The organism is Streptomyces sp. NPDC001194, from assembly GCF_042896985.1.
Taxonomy (GTDB): Bacteria; Actinomycetota; Actinomycetes; order Streptomycetales; family Streptomycetaceae; genus Streptomyces.
The window spans coordinates 55887-67967 of sequence record NZ_JBIAXU010000019.1 but is presented as its reverse complement, the minus strand read 5'-3'; the positions used below and the strand labels follow the sequence as shown (position 1 = coordinate 67967).

Here is a 12081-nt window from a genome sequence, read left to right as displayed (position 1 = left end):
CGCGACGCAGAGTTTTCGAAGGGTGAGGCGTGGACGGGGAGGCTCGGATGGATCAGATGAGATTGCGCAGGGCCCGCTCGCGGATCATCAGTGCGGCCCGCTTCCCGGGGAGGTCGATCTCCGCGGAACAGCGGAATCCGGAGTTGAGGAAGGCTGATACGGAGGGGGTGTTGCGGATGTCCGGTTCGGCGATGACGCGGGTGCAGCGGGGGCGGTTGTCGAGCACCAGGTCGGCGACGGCGCGCAGCAGGACCGTGCCCAGACCGCGGCCGCGGTTCGGGCCGTCCCCGATGAGCAGGTGGATACCCGTGTCGTGGGGGCGCGCGGTGTAGTGGCGGGAGAGCGGGTCGAGATCGGCCCGGTAGATCTCCCAGTAGCTCATCGGCGTGCCGTCGAGGAGGCCCAGGCAGGGGATGCTGTGGCCGTTTCCGTCGAGCTGGGACCGCACGTGGGCCGCGGTGACGGCGGCGGGACCGGCGAGCTCCCAGTACGTGGCCACCTCGGGATCGTTCATCCAGCCGGCCAGCAGCTCCAGGTCGCGGCCGAGCCGTACGGGTTCGAGGCGGAAGGACCCGGCCGGGGTGGCGGCGGCGCCCCAGCCGGCCGGGGAATCGAGCAGTTCCGCCTCGGCGAGCAGCGGCAGCACCCGGGCGGTGAGCCGCCGGCCGGGGATGCGCGCGCCGGTGGTGGCGGAGTCGACGGTGGCGGTGGCAGTGGCGGTCGACGCGTAGGCGGAGGTGGCCGCGTAGGCGGAGGTCGCCGCATAAGCGGAGGTGGCCGCGTAGGCCGAGGTGGCCGCGTAGGTGGGTGTGTCGGTGGAGGGCATCGGCACTCAATCGTGAAGGGGGTTGGCGATGGTGACGTAGACGGACTGGGAGTCCACGGGGCCGACGAGCTCGTCGAGGCCGCCCAGGCGGGTCAGCAGGTTCGCCTTGCACCTCAGGGTGGGTGAGTCGAGCAGTCGCGCGGGGAGCGGGCCGAGACCGGAGGCCTTGCCGAGGAACCGGCGGAAGGCGGCGAGCAGGACGCGCTCGTCGGCGAGTTGCTGGGATCCGAAGGCGCCGATGAGGCCGAGCACGTTGTTGATGCCGAGGTAGTAGGCGAAGCGTTCGTCGGTGACGGCGTCGGAGACGAAGGTGTCGCTGGCGCTGCCGATGCCGGGGAGCCGGCGCTCCAGTTCCACGCGGCGGGAGGCGCGGAAGTAGTAGCCCTGGTTGTCGCGGTAGCGGCCGCCGACCGGCCAGCCGGCCGGGTCGAGGAGGACCAGCGTGTTCTGCTGGTGCGCTTCGAGGGCGATGCCGGCGAGCGCGTCGAAGGCGAGGATCGGCAGGACGACGTGGTCGAGGTAGCGCAGGAACCACTCGGCGGCGACGGCGGCGGTCGGGCGCCCGGTGGCGGCGGCGAGCCGGGAGACGGTCTCGGCGAGCCGGGAACGCATGGTGGTCCGGCCCGGCCACGGGCGGGGCGAGGTGAGTGCGGCGATGCAGACGGCGTCGTCGTGGGAGCGGAAGGGGTTGTGCCGGAGCACGGCGTCGAGTCCGGGGGCGGGGGTGCCGTCCGGGGCGTCGACGGCGATCCAGGCGGGGTCGCGCACGATGTCGAAGCCGGGGTGGGCCGCCTGCCACTGTTCCGCGAGGCCGGTGCGGAGCAGCCGGTGCACCTCGACGCCGCGGTGGAGTTCCTTGCGCAGGTTCTCGCGGCGGGAGTTGGTGATGCGCAGGCCCAGGGAGAGCTTGAGCATCGCGGGTGCGCCGGGGCGGTGGACGGTGCGGACGGAGGAGGTGGGGTGCCAGGGCTCGCCGAAGGGGCCCAGGTCGTGCAGGAGTCCCGCGTCGCGGAGGGCGGCGACGGCGGGCCGCTGGAGCAGGTCGCGGGCCTGCCAGGGGTGCAGGGGAAGGGGGGTCGTGCCGTCGGGCAGCGGGAGTCCGGGGGTGAGCCGGCCGAGGAGCCGTGCGGCGGAGACGGGGCGGCCGCGTTCGGTCCAGGCGGAGTCGGTGGCGAGGACGGAAGGGGCGACGGCGAGCCAGTGCAGGGGGAAGGAGCCGTGGAGTTCGGGTGAGTAGTGGCGGACCTCGGCTTCGGAGAGTCCTTCGCGGCTCTTCGGGTCCGGCTGAAGGGGGTGGCCCAGGAGGAGGGACTGTTCGGCGGTGAGGAAGAGGTCACCGGCGACGCGTGCGGGAGGGGTGGGCCGCTCGCGCCGGTCGGCGATGAACTCGGCTGTGCGGCGCACCGAGTCGGCGACCCGGCCGACGAGGTCGGCGCCACCGCGGCCGTGGGCGTCGCCCTCGCGGGCGAGCAGCGAGGCGAGGGTGACGGCGTCGAGGGAGGGGGCGTAGGCGGGCGCGCCTTCGAGCCGGGCGGGGCCGAAGCGGTGCCAGCCGGTGGCGGACCAGTACCGGACGACGACGAGCAGGGCGGTCCCCGATGCGGGCAGGGGGATGCGCAGCTTGCTCCCGGCAGCGGCGCCCGGGTGCGGGGTTCCGCTCTCCCGGACCCAGCACCTCAACAGGTTCTCCACGGCGGCGCCTTCGGCGGCGACTCCCGGATCCGGGTGGTCCAGTACCTCGGCCATCGCCCCGGACCCGCCGCCGATCCCGGCCCGCGGCAGTCCGTCCAGCTGCCGCAGCACGCCGCCGGCTCTGCTCGGAGCGCCGGAACCGGGTGCGGGCCAGTGGGCGGCCGCGGAGTTCACCGGCGTCGTGGCGGGGTGGGTGGCTTCGGGCATGGCGGGGTCCTTGTGGTCAGTGGGGGTGGCGGGAGGCGGCCGCCGGGATGGCGTCCGACAGGCGGTCCAGGACCGCCGCGGCCTGGTCGTCGGTCAGGGTCAGCGGGGGCAGCAGGCGTACGACGCTGGAGTCGCGGCCGCCGAGTTCGACGATCAGGCCGCGGTTCAGGCACTCCTGGCGGACCGCCGCGGCGAGGGCCTGAGCCGCGGCCCCGGTCTCCGGGTCGACGAGTTCGATGCCGATCATGAGTCCGCGGCCGCGGACCTCCCCGATGCAGGGGTGCGCGGAGGCCAGACCGCGCAGCGCGGTCAGCATCCGCTCACCCAGGGTCGCGGCGCGCTCGGCGAGACGGTTCTTCCGTACGTACGCCAAGGTGGCCGTCCCGGCCGCCATCGCCAATTGGTTGCCCCGGAAGGTGCCCGCATGGGCTCCCGGAGCCCAGACGTCCAGGCCCGACCGGTAGACGATCACCGCCAGCGGGAGGCTGCCGCCGATCGCCTTGGACAGGACCATCACGTCCGGCACCACCCCGGCATGGTCGACGCCCCAGAAGGCACCGGTGCGGCCCACGCCCGTCTGCACCTCGTCCGCGATCAGCGGGATGTCCCGGGCCCGTGTGATGTCGCGCATGCGGCGCAGCCACGCGTCGGGGGCCGGGAAAACCCCGCCCTCCCCCTGCACCGGCTCGACGATCATCGCCGCGGGCGCCGGCACCCCGCCCTTGGGGTCGTCCAGCAGGCTCTCGGTCCAGCGGGCACCGAGCCGCGCGCCCTCGGGGCCGCCGACCCCGAACGGGCAGCGGAAGTCCTGGGGGAAGGGAAGCCGGGTCACCCGTACGTCCGGCGCTCCCCCCGAGGCGCCGAGGGCCCCCGCGGTCATCCCGTGGTAGGCCCCCGTGAAGGCCAGCAGTCCCGATCGCCCGGTGGCGGTCCGGACCAGCTTGAGCGCGGCCTCGACCGCGTCGGTGCCGGCGGGGCCGCAGAACTGGATCCGGGCGTCGGCGGCCAGTTCCGGCGGGAGGCAGGCGAACAGCTCCGTGGTGAAGGCGTCCTTGACCGGGGTCGCGAGGTCCAGGACGTGCAGCGGGGCCCCCGAGTCCAGGACGTCCCGTACGGCTTCGAGCACCACGGGGTGGTTGTGCCCCAGGGCGAGGGTGCCGGCGCCGGAGAGGCAGTCCAGGTAGCGCCGCCCGTCCGCGCCCTCGATGGTCAGCCCCCGCGCGCGCACCGGCACGATGGGCAGCGAGCGGGCGTACGTCCGGGCTGCGGACTCCCGCATCGCCTGCCTGCGCAGGATGCCCTCCACCGCGCCGGGCCCCACTGCCCGGCTCCCCTGCGGCGGCACCTGCGGCTGTACTTGCGGCGGCACTTGCGCGGCAGCCGCGCCCTGCTCGGTCAAAGCCACGACTCTCGGACCTCCCGCACGGAGTGCTCCATCGGATTGCGCCTCGAACATGAACGCCGTCCCCCGTACGTACCAACGACGGGGGCGGCGGCGGATCACGGGTGGCCGCAAGATCCTTGTCCGCCGCGGCTTCGCTTCGGTTGTGCCCGGGCGCGCCGCGTCCCCCGCTTCCGGAACCGCGGCCCCGGGCTGTGCCGTCCCCAACGGCAGCGGCATAGTGGGGTGCTGAACTCGGGACGCGCACCCCGCGTGTCCCTAGTACCTCAACTGCACCGCGATTGACATCCGGAATCACCAGGGGGATTCACGACATGCGCCCGAACCGACCGGTCACCGCGATCCTGTGCGCGGCGGCACTCACCATGACCGCCGCGGCCTGCGGACCCGGCGACGGGGAGGCCGGCGGCGACGCCAAGCCGACCGTGGCGGCGAGCCTCCCCACCGAGGCCGACGGGACCGTCAAGATCCCGGACCAGCTCAAGGAGAGGCTCAAGGAGCACGGCTTCGACCTGGACAAGTGGAAGGGGGGTGCGTGGAAGAACTGGAAGCAGGAGGACTGGCTCCGCGAGGCGGGCGACTACGTCAACCCGATCATCGAGGACCTGTGGAACCCGGACCGGATGCGTGAGGCCGACAAGACCCCGCAGCCCCCGGCCGTCGACCAGGACGCCGGCAAGGACCAGGGCGTCACCGACCCGACCCCGGCTCCGGTGCAGGCCAAGGCCGCCAACGCGCCGTACCACACCAGTGTTCCGGTGTCCGGCAAGGTGTTCTTCGACGGCCCCGAGGGCTCCATGGTCTGCTCGGCAACCGTGGTGAAGGACCCGGCCCACCCGGGCAAGTCCAACATGGTCTGGACGGCCGGCCACTGCGTGCACGCGGGCAAGTCCGGCGGCTGGTACCGCAACATCGCCTTCGTCCCGTCGTACAACAACGCGGGCAAGCCGGCCGCCCAGCTCAAGGGCGCCCCGCGCGAGCAGGTGGCCCCGTACGGCGTGTGGTGGAGCGACTGGGCGCAGACCTCGGACCAGTGGATCGCGAACGGCGGCCCGACCGGTGGCGCGGGCGCCCCGTACGACTTCGCGGTACTGCACGTGACCCCGGAGAAGAGCACCGGGAAGTCGCTGGAGGAGACCGTCGGCGCGGCGCTCCCGGTGGAGTTCAACGCCCCGGCGGTGTCGAAGGTCGCGGGCATCACGGCGACCGGCTACCCGGCGGCGGCTCCGTTCGACGGCCAGAAGGCCTTCCAGTGCACCGACAAGCCGGGCCGGCTGTCGCTGGTCGCGAACTCCCCGGTGATGTACCGGATCGGCTGCACGATGACCGGTGGCTCCTCCGGCGGCGGCTGGGTGGCCGCCGGCAGTGACGGCAAGCCGGCGCTGGTGTCGAACACCTCGATCGGCCCCGCCAAGGCGGGCTGGCTGGCCGGACCCCGGCTCGGCCCGGAAGCCAAGGGGATCTTCGACGCGGTGAGCTCCAAGTTCAAGTAGCCCTGCCCGGGCGCACGCACGAACGACGGAGGGCCCCCTGCACCGCAGGGGGCCCTCCGTCGTTCGTGCGCGGCTTGCCGGCTACGGCCTGTCGCTCACTGCTTCGCCGGCACGTACGGCGCCAGGTCCGCCGCCAGCTCCTGGTGGACGCGCGCCTTCAGCAGGGTGCCCTCCGGGGTGTGCTCCTCGGAGATCACCTCGCCCTCGGCGTGCGCCCGGGCGACCAGCGAGCCGCGCGTGTACGGCACCAGCGCCTCGACCTCGACCTCGGGCCGCGGCAGCTCGGAGTCGATCAGCGCGAGGAGCTCCGCGATGCCCTGCCCCGTGCGCGCCGAGACGGCGATGGAGTGCCGCTCGATGCGCAGCAGCCGCTGCAGTACGAGCGGGTCCGCGGCATCGGCCTTGTTGATCACCACGATCTCGGGCACGTTGACCGCGCCGACCTCGCGGATGACCTCGCGGACCGCCGCCAGCTGCTCCTCCGGGGCCGGGTGCGAGCCGTCCACGATGTGCAGGATGAGGTCGGAGTCGCCGACCTCCTCCATCGTGGAGCGGAACGCCTCGACCAGGTGGTGGGGCAGGTGCCGGACGAAGCCGACCGTGTCGGCCAGGGTGTAGATCCGGCCGGAGGGGGTCTCGGCCCGGCGCACGGTCGGGTCGAGGGTGGCGAACAGTGCGTTCTCCACCAGCACGCCCGCGCCCGTGAGGCGGTTGAGCAGCGAGGACTTGCCCGCGTTGGTGTAGCCGGCGATGGCGACCGAGGGCACCTTGTTGCGGCGCCGTTCCTGCCGCTTGATGTCGCGGCCGGTCTTCATCTCCGCGATCTCCCGGCGCATCTTCGCCATCTTCTCGCGGATCCGGCGCCGGTCGGTCTCGATCTTGGTCTCACCGGGGCCTCGGGTGGCCATGCCGCCACCGCCGCCGCCACCCATCTGCCGGGACAGCGAGGCACCCCAGCCGCGCAGTCGAGGCAGCATGTACTGCATCTGCGCGAGGGCGACCTGTGCCTTGCCCTCTCGGGACTTGGCGTGCTGGGCGAAGATGTCGAGGATCAGGGCGGTCCGGTCGACCACCTTGACCTTGACGACGTCCTCGAGGGCGATGAGCTGGCCGGGGCTGAGCTCGCCGTCGCAGACGACGGTGTCGGCTCCGCTCTCCATCACGATGTCGCGCAGTTCGCGGGCCTTGCCCGAGCCGATGAAGGTGGCCGGGTCCGGCTTGTCACGGCGCTGGATCACACCGTCGAGTACGAGGGCGCCCGCCGTCTCGGCGAGGGCGGCGAGCTCCGCGAGGGAGTTCTCGGCGTCCTGCACCGTTCCGGAGGTCCACACGCCCACCAGCACCACGCGCTCCAGGCGCAGCTGCCGGTACTCGACCTCGGTGACGTCTTCGAGCTCGGTGGAGAGGCCGGCCACGCGGCGCAGTGCCGCGCGCTCGGAGCGCTCGAACTGCGCGCCGTCCCGGTCTCCGTCGACCTCGTGGCTCCAGGCGACGTCCTCTTCCATCAGGGCGTCGGCCCGAAGGCTCTCGGTGAAGCTCTGCGAGTCCGGCACGTCCCGTGCGTCCCGCGCGTCCTGGGAAGGGGAAGAAGAGGAGGTCATTGGATCCTTACGTCGATATCGAATGCGGCACTGCCGCGCACGGCCCTGGCCGTGCGCGAGAGAGGCCTAACTCTGTCACGTCCAACGTGTCACGTCGCCGGGAGATTCCCCCGGCGTGCGGCTCCGTCGACCGGCCCTGTCGATGGTGACATGCCCGTTCCCCGGGGGTCACACGCTTTTCGGGCCGCCCCACTCCGGGTGCCCGGGCATCGCCGGCGTCGTCTTCCCGTACAGCCACGGCTTCAGGAAGGCCGTGAGGTCCCGTCCGGCCACCTCCGAGGCCAGGCGTACGAAGTCCTCCGTGCCGGCGGTCGCGTCCTTGTTCTCCGCCACCCAGCGCCGCTCGACCCGGTCGAAGGCCTTCTCCCCGATCTCCTGCCGCAGCGCGTACAGGATCAGCGCGGCCCCGTCGTAGACCGCCGGCCGGAACAGCCCGACCTTCTCGCCGGCGGCCGGGGGCTTCGGCGCGGCCGGGGGCCCGCCCGCCGCCCGCCACTGGTCGGAGCGCTGGTACGCCTCGCGCATGCGCCGCTCCATGGAGTACTTGCCGAGGCCGTCCGCGTACAGGGCCTCGTACCAGGTGGCGTGCCCCTCGTTGAGCCACAGGTCGGACCAGGTCCGCGGGGTGACGCTGTCGCCGAACCACTGGTGGGCGAGCTCGTGGACCATCACGGCCTCGACGTACCAGGCGGGGTAGCCCGCCCCGGAGAACAGGCCGTTCTCGAAGAGCGAGAGCGTCTGGGTCTCCAGCTCGAACCCGGTCTTCGCCTTGGCGATCAGCACCCCGTAGTTCTCGAACGGGTAGCTGCCGACGCGCTGCTCCATCCACTGCACGTGCCCGGCGGTCTTCCGCAGCCAGGGCTCCAGCCTCTTGCGGTCAGCGGCCGGGACCACGCTGCGCAGCGGCAGCCCGTGCGGACCGGTGGCCCCGACCACGGCCGACTCGCCGATGGAGACCTGCGCGAGCTCGGTGGCCATGGGGTGCAGGGTCCGGTACGTCCAGGTGGTCGCGCCCGCCGCCCGGCGGGCCGGGAGGGCGCCGGCCACCCCGTTGGCGACGGCGGTCAGGCCGGCCGGGGCGGTGATCCGGAAGGTGAAGTACGCCTTGTCCGCGGGGTGGTCGTTGCACGGGAAGACCCGGTGGGCGGCGTCGGCCTGGTTGGCCATGGCCAGGCCGTCCTCGGTGGGCAGCCAGCCTCCGTCGGCGATGCCGCGCGGATCGCTGGTGTGCCGGATCTCGATGTGGAGCGGCACGTTCTCCGTGACCGGGCGTGCCGGCGTGAGCACGAGGTCCTCGCCGGCGCTCTCGAAGTGCGCCGGCTCGCCGTTGACCCGGGCGGAGGCCACCGTGCCGTGGCTGAAGTCCAGGTTGATCCGCTCCAGCGGCTCCAGCGCGCGGGCGTCGATGACGGTGATCGCGTCGAGTGGGCTCTTGTTGTCCTTGTACGTGAAGGACAGGTCGTACGAGAGGACGTCGTACCCGGGGTTCCCGAGCTCCGGGAACAGCACGTCGCCGATGCCCAGCGGCTTCGGCGGGGGCAGCACGGCGGCGACGAGGGTGAGGGAGGCCGCGGCCAGCAGGGCGGCGCGCAGGCGCGGGGAGGAGAGCTGCATCCCCCATCGCTTACCAGCGCCCGCCGCGCGGCCGGGCACGACGCGCGACGGGTCCACCCGAACGGGACCTTCCGCCGTGGTCCCGGCCCGGTCCCGGGCCCTTCGCGGCCGGACGGTCGGCGCGGGCCCGGCCTACGCCCGGCGCACGTCGTAGACCCCGGGTACATCCCGCATCGCCCGCATCAGGGCCGGCAGTCCCGTCGCGTCGGGCAGCTGCAGGGTGTACGTGTGCCGTACCCGCTGCTCGACGGGCGGTTCCACGGTCGCGGAGACCACCTCGACCCCCTCGCGGGCGATGGCTTCGGTCAGGTCGGCCAGGAGGTGGGGGCGGCCGAACGATTCGGCGAGCAGGGTGACCCGGCAGTCCGCCGTGGCCCGCCAGTGCACGGCGACGGAGGTCCGCCCCAGCGCGCGCATCTGGGCCACCGCCGCGCAGTGGATGCGGTGGACGGTGACGGCCCCGCCCCGTACGACGAACCCGGCCACGGCGTCCGGCGGCACGGGCGTACAGCAGCCGGCCAGCCGTACGGTGGCGTCCGGCAGATCGGCGACGGCATTGCCGCCGCCGCCCCGGGCGCCGACCACGGACAGCGGCGCCCGGGCGGGGGTGGCGGCGGGCTTCGCGATGTCGGGGTGTGCCTGGAGCCAGCTGCCGATGGCGATCCGGGCGGCCGGGGTCCTGGCGTGCTCCAGCCAGTCGGCGCCGGGCCCCGAGGAGGCGTCCTGCGCGAGCAGCAGCTGGACGGTGTCCCCGTCGGAGAGCCGCGAGGCCAGGGAGGTGAGGCGCCCGTTGACCCGGGCGCCGATACAGCCGTGGGCCGCCTCGCCGTACTGCGCGTAGGCGGCGTCGATGCAGCTGGCCCCGGCGGGCAGGCTCAGCGTGCCGGAGGACCTGCCGTCCTCGTGGAACACCGTGATCTCCCGGTCCTGTGCCAGCTCGGCGCGGAGCACGCTCCAGAAGGTGTCGGGGTCGGGCGCGGACTGCTGCCAGTCGAGGAGCCGCGAGAGCCAGCCGGGCCGGGTCGGGTCGACCCGCTCCTCGTCGCAGTCCGGGGCGGGCTCCGCGGCCGGGGCGGTGGCGTACGGATTGCCGAGGGCGACGACGCCGGCTTCGGCGACCCGGTGCATCTGGCGGGTGCGGACGATGACTTCGGCCACGTACCCCTCGGGCGTGGCGACGGCGGTGTGCAGCGACTGGTAGAGGTTGAACTTGGGGGCGGCGATGAAGTCCTTGAACTCCGAGACGACCGGGGTGAAGCAGGTGTGCAGCTCGCCCAGCACGGCGTAGCAGTCGGCGTTCTCGCCGACGAGGACCAGGATGCGGCCGAAGTCGGAGCCGCGCAGCTCACCGCGGCCCCGGGCGATCCGGTGGACGGAGACGAAGTGCCGGGGGCGTACGACCACCTCGGCGGCGATGCCGGCCTCCCGCAGTACGGTGCGTACGGACTCGGCGATGGCGGGGAGCGGGTCGCGCTCGCCGGCGTGGGCCGCGATGAGCGCGCGGGTGTGCTCGTACTCCTCGGGGTGCAGGATCGCGAAGACGAGGTCTTCCAGCTCGGTCTTGAGGGCCTGTACGCCGAGCCGTTCGGCGAGCGGGATGAGGACGTCGCGGGTGACCTTGGCGATGCGCGCCTGTTTCTCGGGGCGCATCACGCCGAGGGTGCGCATGTTGTGCAGCCGGTCGGCGAGTTTGATGGACATGACGCGGACGTCGTTGCCGGTGGCGACGAGCATCTTGCGGAAGGTCTCGGGCTCGGCGGCGGCGCCGTAGTCGATCTTCTCGACCTTGGTGACGCCGTCGACGATGAAGCAGACTTCGTCGCCGAATTCCGCGCGGACCTGATCGAGGGTCACTTCGGTGTCCTCGACCGTGTCGTGCAGCAGAGAGGCCGTCAAGGTCGTTGTCTCGGCGCCGAGTTCGGCGAGGATCAGGGTGACGGCGAGCGGATGTGTGATGTACGGCTCACCGCTTTTGCGCATCTGGCCGCGGTGCGAGGACTCCGCGAGCACGTACGCGCGGCGCAGGAGGGACAGGTCCGCGTCCGGGTGGTGGGCGCGGTGCGCCTCGGCCACGTGGCCGATGGCATCGGGGAGCCGGTCTCGGGATGCGGGTCCGAGAAGGGCAGCGCGCCCGAGTCGTCGCAGGTCAAGGCGGGTTCGGCCCCGTCTGCTGAGTTCGGGGCGCGCTTCGGGACGTGCTTCGGGGTTCGTGGCCTCTGCACTCATGGGCACCTCCGGCGGCTTCGACCGGCGGTGGCGGGCATGGGGTGAGCCCTCAGGGCCGGTGCCTGATGCTACCGACCCCACCACGTGGCGCAGTCCGCCTCTCGCTCAGCGTGAAACGGATCACCCATTAGAGGGAACCCTCAGCCGAAAGCCGTTTCGGTGAGCCAGGCCGTGTCGAACTCGCCCGCGGCGACGATGACGGCGGGTCCCGTCATGTCGATCTGCCCGTCGGGGTGTTCGGTGATGACGAGGGTGCCGCCGGGGAGGTCGACGGTGTACGTGACGGGCTCGCCGGTGACGGCCGGGTCGGCGCCGTCGCGGCGGATGGCCGCCACGGCGACGGCGCAGGCGCCGGTGCCGCAGGAGCGGGTCTCGCCGGAGCCGCGCTCGTGGACGCGCATGGCGACGTGCCGGGGGCCGCGGTCGACGACGAACTCCACGTTGACGCCCGTCGGGTAGACCTCGGCCGGGCTGAACGGGGGCGGGTCGAGCAGCTTTCCGGCGTGGTCGAGGCTGTCGACGAACGCGACGGCGTGCGGGTTGCCCATGTTGACGTTGCGGGCGGGCCAGGCGCGCTCGCCGACGCTGACGGTGACCTGCTCCTCGGGGAGGACGGCCCGGCCCATGGAGACCGTCACGTCGCCGCTCTTGTCGAGGTGCACGCGCTTGATGCCGCCCCGGGTGGCGACGGCGAGGTCGCCGGGCTCGACGTGGCCGGCGTACTGGAGGTAGCGGGCGAAGACGCGGACGCCGTTGCCGCACATCTCGGCGATGGAGCCGTCGCTGTTGCGGTAGTCCATGAACCACTCGGCCTCGTCGGCCATGTGCGTCGCCTCGGGGTGCGCGGCGGACCGGACGACGTGCAGCACCCCGTCCGCGCCGATGCCGGCGCGCCGGTCGCACAGCTTCGCGACGGCGGTCGCGGGCAGCTCGACGGCGTTGTCCGGGTCCGGGACGATCACGAAGTCGTTCTCGGTGCCGTGGCCCTTGAGGAAGGAGAGGCTCGTCTGCGTCACGCGC

The 12081-nt window shown here is 73.0% G+C and carries 8 protein-coding genes; 1 reads left to right on the top strand and 7 read right to left on the bottom strand.

Annotated elements, in window-relative coordinates; translation table 11 throughout:
* Window positions 1-52: 52 nt before the first annotated feature.
* From ACFY1T_RS29190 to ACFY1T_RS29180, 3 genes are read right to left on the bottom strand one after another with little or no spacing between them, the layout of a single operon-like run.
* Window positions 53-826, bottom strand: a complete 774-nt coding sequence (locus ACFY1T_RS29190; protein ID WP_390790802.1) for a GNAT family N-acetyltransferase — start codon at window positions 824-826, stop codon at window positions 53-55.
* A 6-nt stretch (window positions 827-832) separates the two neighbouring features.
* On the bottom strand, window positions 833-2725 hold the full coding sequence (locus ACFY1T_RS29185; protein WP_390790801.1) for an IucA/IucC family protein: 1893 nt from the start codon (window positions 2723-2725) through the stop codon (window positions 833-835).
* Between the two features lie 16 nt (window positions 2726-2741).
* Window positions 2742-4046 carry a diaminobutyrate--2-oxoglutarate transaminase family protein gene (locus ACFY1T_RS29180; protein ID WP_390790800.1) on the bottom strand — a complete coding sequence of 435 codons (1305 nt, stop codon included), beginning with the start codon at window positions 4044-4046 and terminating at the stop codon, window positions 2742-2744.
* A 395-nt stretch (window positions 4047-4441) separates the two neighbouring features.
* Here ACFY1T_RS29180 and ACFY1T_RS29175 point away from each other — a divergent pair, with 395 nt between their 5' ends.
* Window positions 4442-5620: a hypothetical protein gene (locus tag ACFY1T_RS29175; protein ID WP_390790799.1), complete on the top strand. Its 1179-nt coding sequence runs from the start codon at window positions 4442-4444 to the stop codon at window positions 5618-5620.
* A 95-nt stretch (window positions 5621-5715) separates the two neighbouring features.
* Here ACFY1T_RS29175 and hflX read toward each other — a convergent pair whose 3' ends face one another.
* The 4 genes from hflX to dapF form a co-directional block, all read right to left on the bottom strand.
* Complete coding sequence (gene hflX, locus ACFY1T_RS29170; protein WP_030859634.1) at window positions 5716-7221, bottom strand: GTPase HflX; 1506 nt, start codon at window positions 7219-7221, stop codon at window positions 5716-5718.
* A gap of 168 nt (window positions 7222-7389) precedes the next feature.
* Window positions 7390-8835, bottom strand: coding sequence for a M1 family metallopeptidase (locus ACFY1T_RS29165; RefSeq protein WP_390790798.1), 1446 nt, complete (start codon window positions 8833-8835; stop codon window positions 7390-7392).
* Window positions 8836-8967: 132 nt separating this feature from the next.
* Window positions 8968-11061 (bottom strand): RelA/SpoT family protein, encoded by a 2094-nt coding sequence (locus ACFY1T_RS29160; protein ID WP_390790797.1) that lies wholly within the window; start codon window positions 11059-11061, stop codon window positions 8968-8970.
* 140 nt (window positions 11062-11201) lie between these two features.
* Complete coding sequence (gene dapF / locus ACFY1T_RS29155) at window positions 11202-12077, bottom strand: diaminopimelate epimerase (protein WP_390790796.1); 876 nt, start codon at window positions 12075-12077, stop codon at window positions 11202-11204.
* Window positions 12078-12081 lie beyond the last annotated feature (4 nt).